This is a genomic window from Kerstersia gyiorum (assembly GCF_004216755.1).
In the GTDB taxonomy this organism is placed as follows: domain Bacteria; phylum Pseudomonadota; class Gammaproteobacteria; order Burkholderiales; family Burkholderiaceae_B; genus Kerstersia; species Kerstersia gyiorum.
The window spans coordinates 430,770-450,248 of the sequence record NZ_SGWZ01000001.1 but is presented as its reverse complement, the minus strand read 5'-3'; the positions used below and the strand labels follow the sequence as shown (position 1 = coordinate 450,248).

Below are 19,479 nucleotides of genomic sequence, written 5' to 3'. Positions count from 1 at the left end.
TGCACCAGGCATCCCGTATTTGAAGAACACCGACCCGGCAATCGCAGCGTCTTCGCCACTCGTCCCGCCAAACCTCGCCACGAGCGGCGAGGCCGGCGCATTGCCAGGGGTCACTCAGGCCGATGACGGGCTGGCATCATTCCACCGTCACGCTCTTGGCCAGGTTGCGCGGCTTGTCCACGTCCGTGCCGCGCGAGCACGCGACGTGGTAGGCCAGCAGCTGCAAGGGAATGGTATGCAGGATGGGCGACAGGCGGCCATAGTGCTCCGGCATGCGGATCACGTGCACGCCTTCCGTGCTGCTGATGTTGGTATCGGCATCGGCAAACACATACAGCTCACCGCCGCGTGCACGCACTTCCTGCATATTGGACTTCAGCTTTTCCAGCAGTTCGTCATTTGGCGCCACCACCACGACCGGCATGGCATCGGTCACCAGGGCCAGCGGGCCATGCTTGAGTTCACCGGCGGGATAGGCCTCTGCGTGGATATAGCTGATTTCCTTGAGCTTCAACGCGCCTTCCAGCGCGATCGGGTAGTGCGAACCCCGGCCCAGGAACAGGGCATTTTCCTTGCTGGCGAATTGCTCCGACCAGGCAATGATCTGCGGCTCCAGCGCCAGCACGGCGCCGATGGCGGCCGGCAGGTGGCGCAATTGGCGGATGTAGTCAGCTTCCTGCTCTGCGGAGAGGCGGCCGCGCACCTGGGCCAGCGCCAGGGTCAGCAGGAAGAGCGCCGTCAGCTGGGTCGTGAACGCCTTGGTGGAGGCCACGCCAATTTCCACGCCGGCACGCGTGATGAACGACAGGGCGCACTCGCGCACCATGGCGCTGGTGGATACGTTGCAGATCGTCAGCGTGTGCTTCATACCCAGCGAACGGGCATGCTTGAGCGCGGCCAGCGTATCGGCCGTCTCACCGGACTGCGACACCGTCACCACCAGGGTACGCGGGTTGGGCACGCTTTCGCGGTAACGGTATTCGCTGGCGATCTCGACGCTGACAGGAATACCCGCCATGGCTTCGATCCAGTACTTGGCCGTCAGGCCGGCGTAGGAGCTGGTGCCGCAGGCCAGAATCAGGACTGAGTCGATTTCCTTGAAGATCTGATAGGCGCCATCGCCGAACTGTTCCGGCGTGATGCTTTCGATATCCTGCAGGGTATCGCTGACGGCGCGCGACTGCTCGAAGATTTCCTTCTGCATGAAGTGGCGATACGGGCCAAGCTCGGCCTCGCCGGTATGCACATGGACAATCTGCGCTTCGCGATCGACACGCTTGCCTTCGGCATCGACGATCCACACGCCCTGCAGTTGCAGGTCGATCACGTCGCCATCTTCCAGATAGATGATGCGGTTCGTGGTACCGGCCAGCGCCAGTGCGTCGGAGGCCAGGAAATTCTCGCCTTCGCCCAGGCCGACGACCAGCGGCGAACCCTGGCGGGCGCCCACGATGCGGTGCGGCTCGTCGCGCGAGAACACGGCGATGGCATAGGCGCCTTCCAGGCGACGCACTGCTTGCTGAACGGCTTCGAACAGGTCGCCCTGGTACAGGTGGTTGACCAGGTGCGCGATGACTTCCGTATCGGTCTGACTTTCGAACACATAGCCCGCAGCGCTCAACTCTTCACGCAGCTGGTCATGGTTTTCAATGATGCCGTTGTGCACCAGCGCAATGCGCGGCTCTTCCTGGCCCTTGGAAGAAAAATGGGGATGGGCGTTCTGCGTCAGCGGCGCGCCGTGGGTGGCCCAACGGGTGTGGGCAATACCGGTGAAGCCATGCAGGTGGTCCTGGCGGACCTGCTCGGCCAGTTCCGACACGCGCTTGGTCGTGCGCGAGCGCTGCAGGCGGCCATCGAGATGCACGGCAATGCCGCAGGAATCATAGCCGCGATATTCCAGCCGTCGCAGGCCTTCAATCAGCACAGGGGTGATGTCACGTTGCGCAACGGCGCCAACAATACCGCACATAGGAAACTTCCTCCGCTGAGCAGATGGCACCGCGTCACCATGACACGCAGCCCTGCCCTATCTCTGTCCACAGCATTCTGCGACAAACTGGAAGAAATTTGATCCCTATTTTTTGTTAAATTTGAAATTAAATTTCCTTACTTATATGTAATGAAATATACGATCATAAAATAACAAAAAAGGAATTTTATGAGCAAATCCGTCGATACTGAGGTCGTGAAAGACCTGGATGAGCTGGACCGCCGCATCCTCAACGCCTTGCAACTGGACAGCAGCCAGACCAACCAGGAACTGGCCACGCGCGTCCATGCCTCGCCGGCGACCTGCCTGAGGCGGGTGCGCCGCCTGCAGGAAGACGGCTACATCACGCGCCAAATGGCCTTGCTGGACCCGGCGCGGCTGGGCCAGGACCTGATCGCGATCGTGGAAATATCGCTGGATATCCAGACCAGCGAAAAAATGACGGAATTCGAGGCGCTGGTCCAGCACGAGCCTGCCGTGCAGCAGTGCTACCGGGTCGCTCCCGGGCCGGATTTCATCCTGCAGCTATTGCTGAGCGATATGCCGGCCTACCATGCGCTGGCACATCGCCTGTTCTCGCAACAGCAGAACATCCGCAACGTCCGGACCTTCTTCTGCACTCACCGTGCGAAGTTCGATCCCGTCATCCCGCTGTGATTACTTCTGGCCGGCGGGCGCGTGTTCGGCCGCCCGCACCAGTGACCAGATGATGACCATCATGAAAAACAGCACCATCACGCCGCTGTTGTGGCTGAGGAAGGTCTGGGACAGGCCGAAATCCATATACGACACGCACAGCACCGCCCCGGCGGCGGCATACGGCTGACGCTGCACCACCCCCTCTCCGAGCATGCGCATGAACATGCGCAACGGCACCAGATAAAGCAGCAGCAGGGAAATCAGCCCGAGCACGCCACGCTTGACGGTGATATCTATGTATTCGTTGTGCAGGTGGGTGAATTCGCTGATGATGGGGTCCACCTTGCCCTGCGCGATCAGCTGGTCGCGGTATTCGATATACCCCTTGCTGCCACGGCCCAGCAGCGGCTGCTCCTGTATCGCATAGACACCCGCCTTCCACATCTCGAAACGCCCGCCCAGCGAGGAATCCGGGTTGTTGTCCTGGACATAGAGATACACATCCTCGAACGCTGAATTCACGCGCTCCTTCACCCCCGTCGCCGGGATGAAATACAGGCAGGATCCCAAGGCCACCACGCCACCCAGCAGGCCCCACAGCTGGCTGGGGCGCAGGCCTTTGCCATAGGCGCGTACCAGCACCAGCAGGATGAACGGCACCCCTATCCAACCGCCACGCGAACCGGAAAAAATCGACCCCATGAAACCGAACGCGACTCCCAGCGCCAGCAGCACGCCCCACCACCAGCGCCGATGCTGCAACTGGCTCCAACCCGCCAGGCCAGTCAGGGAAAGCATGCCCAGCAGCATGGAAATATTGCCGAACTGGATGGTGCTGGTAAAACCTTCGGCCCGCTCCAGGCCCAGCACCAGCTTCTGCCAGCCAGCCCACAGGCCAACGACGATCGCGCCTACCGCCACGCCACCCCAGAAAGCCTTGCCGCTAGGCGGGTAGCGCAGCAGCCAGAACAGCGCGGGAATCGCCAACAGAATGCGCACGGGCTTGTCCAGGCTCGAGCTGGGCTGGCCATCACGCCAGATTTCGAAGACCCACACCGCGAAATAGAACAGGAAAACGGCAATCAGCCATTTGTCCCGGCGTTCCAGTTTGGGCAGGAAGCCAGGCACGCACAAGGCCCCCAGCCCCGCCAAGCTCAACAGCAGGGACACCGAGTAGCCTGACGGCACCACCAGCGATATCGCCCCCGTCAGGAATACAACAATGGAAGAAAACAGAACGGTGTAAAAAGCCCGATTAGGCATCATCAAATCAAACCCATGAGAACGAGATCGCTGCTCGCCGGCCCGATATGCTCCCGCATCAGGCGCCGGGCGGCAAGCCTTTTTTCCAGGCCTTGAAACGGTTGAACACCGGCGCAATCAGCGGATGGCTATGATATCGGAAGCGCTTGCGCAGCCAGCCGGACGGCCGGTTGCTGATGGCGAAACGATAGATATGCAGCGGATCTCCGTGCGGGAGATTACGGCCGAAGGCATGTGTGGTGTAAAGGTGATCAAAGCCGCATTCCCGGGCCACTTCGACATAATCTGCGTCGAAATAGCCTTGCGGCCAGCACAGGTGTGAGGTCGCGCCACCTAGGTAGCGGTCCATGTCGGCACGCGACAACAGCAAGTCCTCGTGCAGGCGCTGGCGCCGTTCTTGGGGCGTCAGGCCCTTTTTGTCCCAGCGGGTGTGGGTGTGGGTATGACTGTGGATCTCGAACGTCCCTGCCGCCACCATGGCCTGCAATTCGCTCCAGCGCGCAATGACGGCATCGCTCTGCCCGGCCTCGATCATGGCTTCGCAGGTATGGTGATCCGGCGTTTCAGGCAAGCTTCCCGCCATGCCCAGGCAAGGACGCACCGGGCCGTCGTGGGTCCAGCCCGTCACCTGGAACAGCACTGCGCGCATGCCATGGCGCTGCAGGATAGGGTGCGCATACACCCAGTTGTCCAGGTAGCCGTCGTCGAAGGTGATCAGCACCGAGCGTTCCGGCACCGGCTGTCCGGCCAGAAATCCGCTGAACTGCGCGGCGCTCAGCGAGGTCCAGCCTTCCCGCGCCAGCCAGGCAAGCTGGTCCTCGAACACGTCCGGCGCCACCGTAATCATCCCCGGCGACGGGGAAACGTGATGGTGCATCAGCACAGGTACAAACTTAGCAGATGTCATAGCCCAGCTCGCTCAACCATTTCGCATAATATTGTTCGATCAATTCCGCCTGGCCCGGCAAGGCAAAACGCTTTTCGCTGCGTATCCAGTTCCAGCCAGCCTGGCCCATGGCCTCACGGCGAGCGCCGTCGGCCACCAGCGTTTCCAGCGCGGACGTCAGCGCTGCCTGATCACCCAGCCGGCATAGCAGAGCATTGTGGTCGCGCACCGCCATTTCAGGCACGCCCCCCACTTCGGTCGCCACGATGGGCAAGCCCGCCGCCGCGGCTTCCAGCAATGCGGTACCGCTGGCTTCCATATGCGTGGCCAGCGCGAAAATATCGAAGCCAAACATCAGTTCGGCGGCATCGGAACGATAACCGAGAAACTGCACGCGATCAGCAACGCCCAGCTCGGCCGCCTGCACCCGCAAGGCACGCTCGACGGCTTCACCGTCGCCGATGATGACCAGCCTCAGCCGTGCATAACGCCCGAACAATGGCGCCATGGCCGCCAGCAGGTCGCGGTGCCCCTTGGCCGGCCGCAGGATGGCCACGCAGCCGACTACCACATCCCCTGGCGCCACGCCCAGCGCCTCGCGGGCGCTGCTGCGCGCCTGGGCGCGGCACAGCGCCAGGTCGGCATCCGCTTCCCAGCGTTCCTCCGGGAACGTCACCGTGGGCGATGCAATGCCGATGCGGTGGCGGGGAATGCCGCGGCGCACCATGTAATCGCGCACAAACTCGCTGACCGTCAGCAGGCGATGCGGCAGCCAGGTGTAGCTCAGCCGCGAATTAATGGGATTCATCAGGTGGCGGGTACGCACCACCAGAGGCACGCCCGCCAGCCGCGCACCCGCAGCGGCGATCAGCGTATCTCGGCGGCTGGTAGTGTGCACGATGTCATAACGCTCGGCCCGCGCCAGCCGGCGCACGGCATGGATACCGCGCAGCCAGCGCCAGAATCCGCCCATTTTCAAGGTATGCACGGAAAAGCCCGCGCTCCGTGCCCACTGCTCCAGCGGTGTGCCGGGCTGGCACAACAGGGACATTTCATGCCCGCGCGCGCGCATCGCCAGCATATGACGGTATGTATAGATTTCCTGTCCGCCCATATGCCTGGCGGAATCGGTATGAAGGATTCGGTATTTTTTCACGGCCCAAAGATGTTGCTGCCCGCGAGCATCTGCCGCCAGCACCTTCGCTGGCTCGGGTCATTGAATTTGATTGTGATCGAGATGACGGCCTGTGCCTTGCACCGGCGCGGCCTAGTCAGACACGCCCCACCCGATCTTATATCCGGCCCGGGGCGGCTCATGCCAAGCTGCCCGATCCAGCAGGCGTTATCATATCGCGGGCCTGGTGATGTCACTCAAAAAAATAAAAGAAATTTCTGAAGCAGCATTTCAACAACAGACCTAGACGGTTGCTGGCACAGGCGCTATCTACCCGAATCAATATAATCAGCGGTTTACATCCGCGTCCCCAACGACATGCGTATCCTGCAGATCAACACTGAAAAAAGCTGGCGCGGCGGCGAGCGCCAGACGCTGCTGAGCATGCAGGCCTTCCGGGCCGCCGGTCACGACGTGGAGCTGCTGGCCCGCGAAGCCGCGCCCCTACTGGAACAAGCACGCAGTGCAGGCTTCACCTGCCACGGCCTGCAGCGCAGCAGCGCGATCGGCACCTTCCTTGCCCGGCATGGCCGCCGCTATGACATCATCCATTGCCAGACTGCCGGTTCACTGACCTGGGCGGTCCTTACCAAATGGATATATCGCCGCCCACTGGTGTTTTCTCGCCGCACCACGATGCCAGTGGAACGCCGCGAGGCCATGACCCGCTTCAAGTGGCTGCGTGCCGACGCCATCGCAACCGTCAGCGGCAGCGCCGCGCTCGAGCCCCGGCGCCTGGGCGCCAGCCCCGTTGTCATCCACAGCGCCGTCGTGCCGCCCCCTGCGGAAAATGCCGCCGTTGCCGACCGGCTGGCGCGTTTTCGCGCCGACTATGCCACGCCGGGCCGGCGGCTCATCGGCACGGCCGCCTCGCTGACCTGGGAAAAAGACCCGGAAACCCTGGTGCGCGCGCTCGCCGCACTCAAGAAAAAACGCCAGGATTTCCTGTTCCTGCATATGGGTACGGGCGGGCCGCTGGCTGCCGCCACCCATGAGTTGGTCATCTCGCTGGGGCTGGGTGACCACTACCGGCATATCGGCTTTCTCGAAAACGTCGAGGATATCTATCCAGCGCTGGACCTGTTCGTCCTGACGTCGGTGCAGGAAGGGCTGAGCACAGCAGTGCTGGACGCCTTCCTGCGCCATGTGCCGGTGGTATCCACCGATGCTGGTGGACAAGCGGAAGGCCTGGCCGACGGGCGCGGCATGCTCTGCCCCGCGCGCGACCCGCAAGCCCTGGCCGATGCCATGGATTTTGTGCTGGATCACCCCGCAGAGCGCGCCGAAATGTGTCGCCGCGCCTATGCCTACGTCACGACTGAACACAGCGTGGAGACGATGGCGCAAAATTACCTGGACCTGTATCAGTCCCTTCTGGACCGCCACTCATGATGCCCAACCCTTCCGCCCCTGTCCGCGCCCGGCTTTCCGTCATTCTCATCACCAAGAACGAAAGCCAGCATATCGGCGCCTGCCTGGCATCCGTCAGCTTCGCCGACGAAATCATCGTGGTGGATTCCGGCAGTACCGACGACACCCGCGAGATCGCTGCCCGCCATGGCGCCCAGGTGCATGAAACCAGTGATTGGCCAGGCTTCGGCCCGCAGAAGAACCGGGCGCTGGACCTGGCGACAGGCGACTGGGTCTTTTCCATAGACGCCGACGAGCGCGTCACGCCCGACATGGCGCAGGAAATCCAGGCGCTGATCCAGTCACAGCCGGCACAAGACGCCTATATGGTCGCGCGCCTGTCCTATTTCTGCGGCCAGGCGATCCGCCACAGCGGCTGGTGGCCCGACCATGTGCTGCGCCTGTTCCGGCGCGGCAGCGCCCGCTTCACCGATGCCAAGGTACACGAAAAGCTGGTCTGCACCACGACATCCACCGGCGTGCTGCGCCAGCACCTGATCCATTATCCGTATGACAGCCTGGAAGCCCTGCTCAACAAGGTCAACCGCTATTCCAGCGATGCGGCTGGCATGATGTACGCTCGCGGCAAGCGCACCACAACACTGGGTGCGCTGGGCCACGGCTTCTGGACTTTCGTCCGCTCGTACATCATCCGGCGCGGGTTTCTCGATGGCCGCGCCGGCCTGATCATTGCCGTTGCCGGGGGCACGGGCAGCTTTTTCCGTTATTCCAAGCTGTTGATGCTGCAACAGCGTAGCCACACACCAGACGACGCCAGCAAACACTGAGGACACCAGCCAAGGGGGTCGAGCCGCCCCTGGCGGCAATCGGTTGCGGCCGGCAACGCCAGGCCAACTGACCGTTCAGGCCTTCCAGCGGTTGTACAGCCGGCCCAGGAAATCCGGCATGGCCAGCCGCAAACGCAGCCCGAACAACAGGCCGCCGCGGTTGCGTACCGAAACGCGCCAGATTGACGCCGTGCCGCTGCCTGCGGTGTTGTAGCCATGGCTCTTGGTGGTGTAGAACACCGAGAACCCTGCCTGACGCGCAACGTCCAGATAATCATCGTCGAAATAGCCCTGCGGCCAGCAAAGCTGCTCCGTCGCGCCGCCCATGTGCGCCTCGAAATACGCGCGCTGGGCGCGCAGGTCCTGCGCCAGGCCAGTGCGTTTTTCTTCCACGCTGCAACAGACCTTATCCCAGCGCGTATGAGTATGCGTGTGGGCATGGAATTCGAAAGTTCCGGCACGGCGCATCTCATCGACTTCGCTTTGCCGCACGATCACGCGATCGGCTTCTCCGCCGGCGATCAGGCGTTTGCACTCTGCGTGCGACCAGCTCTCGAAACTTGCCAGGCGGTCACACCGGATCGCCTCAATGTCCGCGCAGGGGCGAGCCGGCCCTTGCCCGATCCAGTCCGTCACGACAAACATGATGGCGCTAAAGCCGTACTCCTTCAGTACCGGATGCGCATACTGCCAGTTGTCCAGGTAACCATCGTCGAACGTCAGGACCACGGAGCGCCTGGGCACCGGCCGGCCTTCCTCCAGGAAACCACGCAACTGCTCCGCTGTCAGCGTCTGCCAGCCGTGTTTGCGCAGCCAGCGCATCTGGCTGGCGAACAAACGCGGACTGGTGGACAGACCCTGGGTCACCGGTGACACATGGTGGTACATCAACACAGGAACTGCTTGGGAAAAACTCACACCACTACCCTCGTTTGCCGCCCGATCAGATGGCCGGCGCTTTACTGGCTTTACTGTCTACTTGTTCTGCTTGGTCGGACGCTGCCAGCCCGTCACCGTCTTCTGCGGTGCGCGCGACAGGGTCAGGCTGTCCGGCTCGGCGTCGCGCGTCAGGGTCGTGCCTGCGCCCAGCGTCGCACCGCGTCCCACGCGTACCGGCGCAACCAGCTGCGTGTCGGAACCGATGAATGCCCCGTCCTCGATGATGGTCTTGAACTTGTTCGCCCCGTCATAATTGCAGGTAATCGTGCCGGCCCCGACATTCACGTCGGCACCGATCTCGGCGTCGCCGATGTACGACAAGTGGTTGACCTTGCTGCGCGGCCCGACGACACTTTTCTTGATTTCGACAAAATTGCCGACCTTGGCGCCCTGCTCCAGCCGGGTGCCAGGACGCAGGCGCGCATACGGGCCGACATGGGCCGCAGCACCGATCTGCGAATCTTCGATATAGGTATAGGCATCCACATCAGCACCCGCGCCCACGGTAACGTTGCGCAGCACGCAATGCGGGCCGACATGCACGCCATCGGCCAGTTCGACCTCGCCTTCGAAGACGCAACCGACGTCAATGAACACATCGCGGCCGCAACGCAGGCTGCCACGGACATCCAGCCGTGCCGGATCGGCCAGCGTCACGCCGGCTTCCAGCAGGCGGCGCGCCTGCTCACCTTGCCAGACCCGCTCAAGCTGGGCCTGCTGCACGCGGCTGTTGACGCCCAGCGTCTCCCAGCCCGCTGCCGGATGCGCAGCACTGACAGGCACGCCATCAGCCACGGCAAAACCGATGATATCCGTCAGGTAGAACTCGCCCTGGGCATTGTCATTGCGCAGGCGACCCAACCAGTCCTTGAGCTGCGCCGTCGGCGCCGCCAAGATACCGGTGTTGACTTCACGAATGGCGCGTTCTTCCTCGGAGGCATCCTTGTGCTCAACGATACGCTGGACCTGGCCCTCGGCATTGCGCACGATGCGGCCGTAGCCAGTGGGGTCATCCAGAAATTCCGTCAGCACAGCCACACCTTTGCCACGTGCCTGCAATAGGCGTTGCAGGGTTTCGGGCTGGACCAGCGGCACGTCGCCATACAGAACCAGCGTCGTGTCATCAGCTGCCCCATCCAGCAACTCCGGCACAGCCTGCTGCACGGCGTGGCCCGTGCCATGCTGGGGCTGCTGCAAGGCAAAACGCAGACCGGCGCGTTGCTCGAACGCGGCCTTCACCTGATCGGCGCCATGGCCGACCACCACCACCACACGGTCCGGCGCCAAGGCCGCCGCGCTTTGCAGTACGTGATCCAGCATGGGTTTGCCCGCCAGCGTGTGGAGCACCTTGGGAAGATTCGACTGCATGCGCTTGCCCAGACCGGCAGCGAGAATGACGATATTCAGCATGGAAATGGAGTGCGAAAAATGAAAAGGAGCATCGGGGCCGACGCCAGGCCAGTTGGCGCAGCCCCCGATGCCGATGAGTGTGTTTCAGGACTTGCGGGAACGCTGGGCAGGCGCGCTGGTCTGCTTGGCGGGCGCCGCGCGTTTACTGGCCGGCCGTGCGGCCCGTTTCTGCGGTGCAGCCGCAGGCGGCGCGGCAGAGGCAGCCGGTGCCGCCACCGCTTTCACGCTTTCAGCCGCAGCCTGTACTGGCGCCGCCGCAGCCGATGCCGCAGCGGCGAATCCCTGGAACTGCTGTTGCAGCAGTGACCACCAGGCTTGCGCAGCCTGGGCTGCCGGATCCTCGCTGGCTGCCTCGGCATTATCCTGCGCGGCCTGGCCTGCTTGCGGTTTCGGCGGCACATCAGGGCTGGCAGGCCGGGCCGAAGCATCCGCTCCCGGCACCGCTCCACCCAGGAAACTCTGCAAGGTGCTGATGGTGGCGCGCTGGACCTCCATTCCCTGAATCGTGCTGCGCAACAGCGACAGGTTCAGGTTGAGCCAGTTTTCCACCGTACGCAATTCATCAATACGGCGGGCCAGTTCCTGTGCATCCAGTGTCGGCGACAACGGCAAACCCTGGGCCAATTGGCCTGCGCCCGACAATCCACCCCATACCTGGCGCATCAATGCCATGCCCGATAGCATAGGATTGTCCGCAGGTAAATCACCCATTCCCGGGAAAAAAGAGGACGGCGTTGCAGCGGTCATAGCACGGCTCCCTATCGAGGTTTCACTATGAGCGGGATATTAACAGTTCGCCTTTGACGCAACATTAAGGACAGACTCATATTGCGTCTTGTCGCACCATGTTGCAAGCGGAAAAGACCCGTCTCCCTGCGCCTGTCCAAGAGCGCCCGATACCCCCCCCTGATATAACGCCCGATACCCCTCGCAGCCAGCTGGCGGTTTCCCTTGGCCCGGCTACACGGCATTACAATGCGCCCATGCCCATTATCCTGCCTTCCCTCGCCCGTCTTCAAGACTATGCGCAGCGCCTGCACGCAGGCATCACCCAGCCGCCGCCCGCAGGTGCCAAGCCATTGCATATCGCCGGCCAGCGCTGCGGCTGGATCGTGCCGGCAGCCATGGCCGCACTGCAGCCCAAGGGGCTGGCACACGCCGCAGGCGACACCTGGCACATTGGCAGGGAACTGGCGCCCCACAGCGCTGCCCTGGCCGAGGTATGCGATGCCGTCGCCGTGACGCTGCGGGATGCCGGTTGCCTGCACGGATGGCGCAACGAAGCGCTCGATATCTACAGTCTGGCGCCGGAGAGCCCCCCGCTGGGCCGCATCGAACGTACCGCAACGCGCCCCCTGGGCTTGCGTACCCTGGCGGTGCACCTCAATGGCTGGACGCCCGACGGACGCCTGTGGCTGGCGCGGCGCTCGCTGACCAAAAACACTGATCCGGGCATGTGGGACACCCTTGTGGGCGGGCTGGCCAGCAGCGGCGAAAGCCTGGACCTCGCGCTCGTACGCGAAAGCGCCGAGGAAGCCGGCCTCACGCCCGAAGACCTCGCGGCGCGCACCCCACTGCGCACCGTGGTGCAAATCCACCACCACCTGCCCGAAGGCTTCCAGGTCGAGGACATCCTGATCAGCCGCTGTGTGCTGGCAGAACATGTGCAACCCCGCAACCAGGATGGCGAGGTCATGGAAATCCGCGCGTTACCGCCCCTGGAAATCATGGATATGCTGGAAGACGGCATGTTCACCCAGGAAGCAGCCATCGTGCTGGTGGACGACATGCTGCAACTGGCCCGGGAAGCCTGACGCCGCTCAGTCACGGCAATAGCGGGACTGTGCCGGCGACAGACATCGCGCCATCAGGAGCACGCAAAAAATGACGCCGGCTCCAGACCGGCGTCATTCATCTATCGTTTTTCACCCATCCTGCAACCCTCAGCACCTGGGCCGACGGCACCGATGCTCAAGCCGACAGCGCCTTGCGCAGCTTTTTCATCGCAGCGGCTTCAATCTGGCGGATGCGCTCGGCAGACACGCCGAATTCCTGCGCCAGTTCGTGCAGAGTGGCACCGCCATCGTCCTGCAGCCAACGTGCCTCGACAATCCGGCGCGAACGTTCATCCAGCCCGTCCAGGGCCTGGCGCAGGCCTTCGCCCTGCAGCATTTCATGGGCACGGCGCTCCAGTACCTGGCCAGGTTCGGCGTCACCGTCATCCGACAGATAGGCAATCGGCGCGAACGTGTCTTCGTCGTCGTCCTGCGCTTCCAGCGCCACGTCACGGCCAGCCAGGCGAACTTCCATTTCGCTGACATCCTGTTCACGGACATTCAGTGTGCTGGCGATTTCCGACACCTGGTCGGGCGACAGGGTCTGGCCGTCCGGACGCATGCTGCGCAGATTGAAAAACAGCTTGCGCTGCGCCTTGGTCGTGGCGACCTTCACCAGGCGCCAGTTGCGGATGATGAATTCGTGAATCTCGGCCTTGATCCAGTGCACGGCGAAGGACACCAGGCGCACGCCACGCTCGGGATCGAAGCGCTTCACGGCCTTCATCAGGCCCACGTTGCCTTCCTGGATCAGATCAGCCTGCGGCAGGCCATAGCCCATATACTGGCGCGATACCGAAACCACCAGGCGCAAGTGCGACAGCACCAGGTCGCGCGCAGCGTCCAGGTCGCCGTTGTCGCGCAAGCGGCGTGCCAGGTCGGTTTCCTGTTCAGGGGACAGGACGGGCAGGCGGTTCACCGCGCCGATATAGGCATCAAGCGTGCCCAGCGCGCCAGGATTGGCAACAGCCAACGCCAGGGCCTGCGACGTCGCGGCCGCTGCACTTGCAGAAGATTGGGTCAGACTCGTGTTCATTGGGGTCGCTCCTACCGTGCTGCTGGCCACCGGCACCGGCGGCACCGTCTTGCCACAGATTGCGACAGCATGATTCAGAATTTGCGTATTGATGTTAGCACTCTCCATTAGTGAGTGCCAGTTAGAGGCGGCTGACGCACGAAAGTTCCAGCTTCCTTGGTTTATCATACGGGCGCACGCTGTTATTTCCATGACAACGCCGCCCTCCGCCCAGAACAGTCCTAGCGCACGCCTCCATGGCCCGACTTCCCCGCCTGTATGCTCCCGATACGCCTCAGCTGGCCCAGGCCGAGCTGACCAATCCGCTACAGGAAAACGGCGGCGGCCTGGATGCAGCAATGTTCGATACCGTACAGCAATGGGTAGCCGAAGCATCGCAGCAGCACCGGGTCACCCTGCACGGCTGGTGCCTGTTGCCCGACCGCCTGATCTGCCTATGCACCCCCGCCCAGGCAGACAGCCTGGCACGCATGATGCAGGCCCTGGGACGCAAGCTGGCCAGCCGCCAGATGGCGGGCGCCGTCTTCAACGGCCGCTACCGTTGCGCACTGGTGCAGCCCGGCCAATGGATCCTGCCCGTCCTGGCCTGGATGGAAAGCCGGCCCGTCGCCGCCAGGCTGGCCCCGGATGCAGAAGCCTGGCCCTGGTCCTCGGCACGCGCCCATACCGGCTCGCTGATCCCCGCCCCTGCCTGGCTGCACAACCATCCCGACTACTGGCGTTGCGGCAACACGCCTTTCGACCGCCAGGCCGCCTACCGCCAGCTGTTGCATGACGGTTTGAGCCGCGAGCAGGAACAACGCATCGCCACGGCCCTGCAAGGCCAGTGGGCACTGGGCGATGCCGCATTCCTGGAACGCCTGGCCGGCACCGCCAGCCGCCGCGTGCAGCCCGGCAAGCGCGGCCGGCCGCGCAAAACCGCCGCAGCCAGCAGCCGCTGAACCGGGCCTACCGGGGCCTGCACGGCCGCCGCCACGGCCTGGGCACAGGCCCGCCCCACCGCGCAGCAACAAAAAAAATCGCACACCATACCCGCCGCACAGCGCCGGGACACGTTGCGAAGCTACGACGCCCCGAAAAAAAGCAAGGCGCGCCGGCATGCACCATTTTCTGCCATAGCCGCATCAAATTAGTGCATTTGCGCAGGCATCAATACTCACTCTTATTTAGACGCACCACTTTGGTGCATCCGTGCGCCATCACGATAAAATATCTTTGTCCCTAATTTTATCCCCTAGGGAAACCGCATTTAAAATGCAAATCCGTCCCCAATTATTTTTATTGTATGTAGCGGACATCACAAGGTATTTTGTAAATACCGGGGGAAATCTCAAGCAGCCCGGACACTTTTAATGGAATGCCGCCATGACCCACAGCCCTCGCGAGTTCTGTAGCCCCTCGGCGTCCGTAGTCGATGCCACCCGCATCGGCCTGCCGGCGCCCCAGGGCCTATACCGCCCCGATCTTGAACATGACGCCTGTGGCGTCGGTTTCGTTGCCCACATCAAGGGCCGCAAAAGCCACGCCGTCATCCAGCAGGGCCTGAAAATCCTGGAAAACCTGGATCACCGGGGCGCAACGGGCGCGGACAAGCAGATGGGCGACGGCGCCGGCATTCTGATCCAGATTCCCGATGCCTTGTACCGGGCCGACATGGCCCACCACGGTATCATCCTGCCTCCGCCGGGCGAATATGGCGTGGTGATGGTCTTCCTGCCCAAGGAAACTGCCTCGCGCCTGGCCTGCGAACAGGAGCTGGAACGCTCCGTGCGCGCAGAAGGCCAGGTCGTGCTTGGCTGGCGCGATGTGCCAGTCGACCACGAACTGCTGGCATCCCCCACCGTCCGCGCCCACGAACCCGTCATCCGCCAGCTGTTTGTGGGCCGGGGTGACGACGTGATGGTGCCGGACGCGCTGGAACGCAAGCTGTACGTCATCCGCAAGACGGCCAGCCATGCCATCCAGAACATGCATCTGGCCCATGGCAAGGAATATTTCGTGCCGTCGGCCTCAGTGCGCACCATCGTCTACAAGGGCCTGCTGCTGGCCGACCAGGTCGGTTCCTACTACCTGGACCTGGCCGACACGCGTGCCGTGTCCGCGCTCGCGCTGGTGCACCAGCGCTTCTCAACCAACACCTTCCCCGCCTGGCCGCTGGCCCACCCGTATCGCATGATCGCCCACAACGGCGAAATCAACACGGTCAAGGGCAACTTCAACTGGCTGCGTGCACGCGAAGGCGCCATGCAGTCCGCTGTTCTGGGCGACGACCTGCGCAAGCTGTACCCCATCGTCTACGAAGGCCAGTCCGATACCGCCACCTTCGACAACTGCCTGGAATTGCTGGTCATGTCCGGCTATTCGCTGGCCCACGCCATGATGATCATGATCCCGGAAGCCTGGGAACAGCATGCGCACATGGATGAAAGCCTGCGCGCGTTCTACGAATACCACGCCGCGCTGATGGAACCCTGGGATGGCCCGGCCGCCATGGTCTTCACCGATGGACGCCAGATCGGCGCCATGCTGGACCGCAACGGCCTGCGCCCGGCGCGCTACCTGATCACCGACGACGATCTGGTCATCCTGGCCTCCGAAGCGGGCACGCTGTCGGTGCCGGAAAACCGTGTCATCAAGAAGTGGCGCCTGCAGCCGGGCAAAATGTTCCTGATCGACCTGGAACGCGGCCGCATCATCGACGACGCCGACATCAAGACACAAATCGCCAATTCACATCCCTACCGCCAGTGGATCGAACGCCTGCGCGTCAAGCTCGAATCCCTGCCGCGCCCGCAGGTGGCGCAGGAACGCCCTGGCAGCGAGGAAACCTCGTTGCTGGACCGCCAGCAGGCCTTCGGCTGGACCCAGGAAGATCTCAAGTTCATCGTCGGCCCCATGGCCGCCAAGGGCGAGGAAGCCATCGGCTCCATGGGCAATGACTCGCCGCTGGCAGTGCTGTCGCAACGGCCCAAGTCGTTCTACAACTATTTCCGCCAGCTGTTCGCGCAGGTCACCAACCCGCCCATCGACCCCATCCGCGAACAGATGGTCATGTCACTGGTGTCCTTCATCGGACCCAAGCCCAACCTGCTGGACATCAACAACGTCAACCCGCCGCAGCGCCTGGAAATCTCCCAGCCCGTGCTGGATGCCAACGCCATGCGAGTGATCCGCGACATCGGCAACCTGACGCGCAATAAATTCCGCAGTTTCGAGATCGACATCACCTACCCGGTAGCCTGGGGCCGCGAAGGTATCGAAGCACGCGTGGCTGCGCTATGCGCACGCGCCGTCGATGCCGTCCAGAGCGGCTACAACATCCTCATCCTGAGCGACCGCAAGGTAGACGCCCAGCATGTTGCCATCCCGGCGCTGCTGGCCACCTCCGCCATCCACCAGCACTTGATCCGCACCGGCCTGCGCACCCGCACCGGTCTGGTGGTGGAAACCGGCAGCGCCCGCGAAAACCACCATTTCGCACTGCTGGGCGGCTATGGCGCCGAAGCCGTGCACCCGTTCCTGACGCTGCAAACCCTGGCAGCCACCGCCGAACAGCCCGAAAAAGCCGTTGCCAACTACATCAAGGCGGTCGGCAAGGGGCTGAGCAAGACCATGTCGAAGATGGGCATCTCGACCTACATGTCCTACTGCGGCGCCCAGATTTTCGAGTGCATCGGCCTGAGCAGCACCGTGACCGACAAGTACTTCACCGGCACGTTCAGCGCGGTCGAGGGCATGGGCATTTTTGAAATTGCCGAGGAAGCCCTGCGCCAGCATCAGGCGGCCTTCAGCGCCGACCCCGTCCTGGCAGACAACCTGGATGCCGGCGGCGAGTATGCCTTCCGCATCCGTGGCGAAGAGCATATGTGGACCCCGGACGCCATCGCTCGCCTGCAGCACTCCACGCGCTCCAACAACTACCGCACCTACAAGGAATACGCGCAGATCATCAACGACCAGACCCGGCGCCAGATGACGCTGCGCGGCCTGTTCTCGTTCAAGGTCGATCCTGCGCACGCCATTGCGCTGGAAGAAGTCGAACCGGCCAGCGAAATCGTCAAGCGCTTCGCGACCGGCGCGATGTCGCTGGGCTCCATCTCGACCGAAGCCCATGCCGTGCTGGCTGCGGCGATGAACCGCATCGGCGGCAAATCCAATACCGGCGAAGGCGGCGAAGATGCGCTGCGCTACCGCAATGAAATGCGCACCGGCGACAGCGGCATCCGGGAAGGCGATACGCTGGCCTCGGTGCTGGGCGCCGAACGCATCGCCGCGGACGTCCCGCTGCAGGCCGGCGACTCGCTGCGCTCGCGCATCAAACAGGTCGCTTCCGGCCGCTTTGGCGTGTCTGCGGAATACCTGGTCAGCGCCGACCAGATCCAGATCAAGATGGCCCAGGGCGCCAAGCCTGGCGAAGGCGGCCAGCTGCCGGGCGACAAGGTGTCGGACTACATCGCGCAACTGCGTTTCTCGGTGCCCGGCGTGGGCCTGATTTCCCCGCCCCCGCACCACGACATCTATTCCATCGAAGACCTGGCCCAGCTCATCCACGACCTGAAGAACGCCAACCCGCGCGCGTCGATTTCAGTCAAACTGGTGGCCGAAAGCGGCGTGGGCACCATCGCCGCCGGCGTGGCCAAGGCCAAGGCCGACCACATCGTCATTGCCGGCCACGATGGCGGCACCGGCGCATCGCCCCTGTCATCCATCAAGCACGCCGGCTCGCCCTGGGAACTGGGCCTGTCCGAAGCGCAGCAGACGCTGGTGCTCAACCAGTTGCGCGGCCGCGTCCGGGTGCAGGCCGACGGCCAGATGAAAACCGGCCGCGACGTCGTCATCGGCGCCCTGCTGGGTGCGGACGAATTCGGCTTCGCCACCGCGCCGCTGGTGGTCGAGGGCTGCATCATGATGCGCAAATGCCACCTGAATACCTGCCCGGTCGGCGTTGCCACCCAAGACCCGGTCCTGCGCGCCAAGTTCCAGGGCCGCCCCGAACACGTGGTGAACTACTTCTTCTTCATCGCCGAAGAAGTGCGTGAACTCATGGCCCAGCTGGGCGTGCGCCGTTTCGAGGACTTGATAGGACGCACCGACCTGCTCGATATGCGCGCCGCGCTGGATCACTGGAAGGCCCATGGACTGGATTTCGGCCGCATCTTCCACCAGCCTGCGATGGCCGGCGCGCGCCGTCACGTCGAAGAACAGGACCACGGCCTGGAAGGTGCGCTCGACCTGCAGCTCATCGAACGCAGCCGCGCCGCACTGGAACATGGCACGCCCGTGTCCTTCATGACGCCGGTACGCAACCGCAACCGCACCATCGGCGCCATGCTGTCGGGCGAGGTCGCGCGCCGCTACGGTCACGACGGCCTGCCGGACGACACCATCCGCATCCAGTGCAATGGCACCGCCGGCCAGAGCTTCGCTGCTTTCCTGGCACACGGCATCACGCTGGACCTGGTTGGCGAAGCCAATGACTACGTTGGCAAGGGTCTATCCGGCGGCCGCATCATCGTGCGCAGCCCCAACGACTTCAATGGCATGGGCACCGAACACATCATCGCCGGCAACACCGTCCTGTATGGCGCGCTGGCAGGCGAAGCCTACTTCAATGGCGTCGCGGGCGAACGCTTCGCGGTACGCAACTCGGGCGCCGTCACTGTCGTCGAGGGCGTGGGCAACCACGGCTGCGAATACATGACCGGCGGCACCGTGGTCGTCCTGGGGCAGACCGGTCGCAACTTCGCGGCCGGCATGTCCGGCGGCGTAGCCTATGTCTGGGACCCCGAGCAGCAACTGCGCCAGAACTGCAACACCGCCATGGTCGAACTCGAACCCGTGCTGCCCACCCTGGAGCAGGAAGCCATGGGCGGACCCGAAACCTGGGTCTGCATCACCCGCAACGGCGAACGCATGACCGACGACAAACTGCTGCGCCAGCTCATCAGCGCCCATGTCCAGCACACCGGCAGCCAGCGCGGCCGCGACATCCTGGCAGACTGGGACAACGCACTGGGCAAATTCGTCAAAGTCATGCCTATCGAATACCGCCGCGCCCTGCAGACGATGTACCAGGCAGAACCGGCCGAGCCACAGCTGGCCTGAGCCC

Annotated in this window: 14 protein-coding genes; 6 read left to right on the top strand and 8 right to left on the bottom strand. The window is 63.3% G+C overall.

The window, feature by feature from the left end:
* Positions 1-136: 136 nt before the first annotated feature.
* Positions 137-1,969, bottom strand: coding sequence for a glutamine--fructose-6-phosphate transaminase (isomerizing) (gene glmS / locus EV679_RS01980; protein WP_130486412.1), 1,833 nt, complete (start codon positions 1,967-1,969; stop codon positions 137-139).
* Between the two features lie 189 nt (positions 1,970-2,158).
* On the opposite strand from glmS, the gene EV679_RS01975 reads away from it, so the two are divergent.
* Positions 2,159-2,647 (top strand): Lrp/AsnC family transcriptional regulator, encoded by a 489-nt coding sequence (locus tag EV679_RS01975; RefSeq protein WP_068373075.1) that lies wholly within the window; start codon positions 2,159-2,161, stop codon positions 2,645-2,647.
* On the opposite strand, the gene EV679_RS01970 is transcribed toward EV679_RS01975, so the two are convergent.
* Genes EV679_RS01970 through EV679_RS01960 form a run of 3 tightly spaced genes read right to left on the bottom strand, consistent with a single transcriptional unit; the run spans position 2,648 to position 5,892 of the window.
* The gene (locus EV679_RS01970) at positions 2,648-3,895 is read right to left on the bottom strand and encodes an O-antigen ligase family protein (protein WP_083969681.1); all 1,248 of its coding nucleotides are present in this window, start codon (positions 3,893-3,895) and stop codon (positions 2,648-2,650) included.
* A gap of 55 nt (positions 3,896-3,950) precedes the next feature.
* Positions 3,951-4,799, bottom strand: coding sequence for a polysaccharide deacetylase family protein (locus tag EV679_RS01965; RefSeq protein WP_127775375.1), 849 nt, complete (start codon positions 4,797-4,799; stop codon positions 3,951-3,953).
* Positions 4,786-5,892: a glycosyltransferase family 4 protein gene (locus EV679_RS01960; RefSeq protein WP_068373081.1), complete on the bottom strand. Its 1,107-nt coding sequence runs from the start codon at positions 5,890-5,892 to the stop codon at positions 4,786-4,788. Before EV679_RS01960 ends, EV679_RS01965 begins: the two co-directional genes overlap by 14 nt.
* Before the next feature lie 378 nt (positions 5,893-6,270).
* Here EV679_RS01960 and EV679_RS01955 point away from each other — a divergent pair, with 378 nt between their 5' ends.
* Together EV679_RS01955 and EV679_RS01950 are read left to right on the top strand one after the other, a co-directional pair.
* Positions 6,271-7,344 (top strand): glycosyltransferase family 4 protein, encoded by a 1,074-nt coding sequence (locus EV679_RS01955; protein WP_068373085.1) that lies wholly within the window; start codon positions 6,271-6,273, stop codon positions 7,342-7,344.
* A complete protein-coding gene (locus tag EV679_RS01950) occupies positions 7,341-8,150 on the top strand; it encodes a glycosyltransferase family 2 protein (RefSeq protein ID WP_238591413.1) in 810 nt (269 codons plus the stop codon). The genes EV679_RS01955 and EV679_RS01950 overlap by 4 nt, the downstream gene beginning before the upstream one ends.
* 75 nt (positions 8,151-8,225) lie before the next feature.
* Here the strand turns inward: EV679_RS01950 and EV679_RS01945 are convergent, their stop codons facing one another.
* The 3 genes from EV679_RS01945 to EV679_RS01935 form a co-directional block, all read right to left on the bottom strand.
* Positions 8,226-9,068, bottom strand: a complete 843-nt coding sequence (locus EV679_RS01945; protein WP_130486411.1) for a polysaccharide deacetylase family protein — start codon at positions 9,066-9,068, stop codon at positions 8,226-8,228.
* A 57-nt stretch (positions 9,069-9,125) separates the two neighbouring features.
* On the bottom strand, positions 9,126-10,499 hold the full coding sequence (glmU, locus tag EV679_RS01940) for a bifunctional UDP-N-acetylglucosamine diphosphorylase/glucosamine-1-phosphate N-acetyltransferase GlmU (protein WP_068373092.1): 1,374 nt from the start codon (positions 10,497-10,499) through the stop codon (positions 9,126-9,128).
* A gap of 84 nt (positions 10,500-10,583) precedes the next feature.
* On the bottom strand, positions 10,584-11,183 hold the full coding sequence (locus tag EV679_RS01935; RefSeq protein ID WP_341272958.1) for a PhaM family polyhydroxyalkanoate granule multifunctional regulatory protein: 600 nt from the start codon (positions 11,181-11,183) through the stop codon (positions 10,584-10,586).
* Positions 11,184-11,482: 299 nt separating this feature from the next.
* Between EV679_RS01935 and EV679_RS01930 the strand changes: the two genes are divergently transcribed.
* Positions 11,483-12,313, top strand: a complete 831-nt coding sequence (locus EV679_RS01930; protein ID WP_130486409.1) for an NUDIX hydrolase — start codon at positions 11,483-11,485, stop codon at positions 12,311-12,313.
* A gap of 157 nt (positions 12,314-12,470) precedes the next feature.
* Here EV679_RS01930 and rpoH read toward each other — a convergent pair whose 3' ends face one another.
* Positions 12,471-13,370: an RNA polymerase sigma factor RpoH gene (gene rpoH / locus EV679_RS01925; RefSeq protein ID WP_130486408.1), complete on the bottom strand. Its 900-nt coding sequence runs from the start codon at positions 13,368-13,370 to the stop codon at positions 12,471-12,473.
* Positions 13,371-13,606: 236 nt separating this feature from the next.
* Between rpoH and EV679_RS01920 the strand changes: the two genes are divergently transcribed.
* Positions 13,607-14,311, top strand: a complete 705-nt coding sequence (locus tag EV679_RS01920; RefSeq protein ID WP_068373101.1) for a hypothetical protein — start codon at positions 13,607-13,609, stop codon at positions 14,309-14,311.
* A 424-nt stretch (positions 14,312-14,735) separates the two neighbouring features.
* Positions 14,736-19,475, top strand: a complete 4,740-nt coding sequence (locus tag EV679_RS01915; RefSeq protein ID WP_130486407.1) for a glutamate synthase-related protein — start codon at positions 14,736-14,738, stop codon at positions 19,473-19,475.
* Positions 19,476-19,479 lie beyond the last annotated feature (4 nt).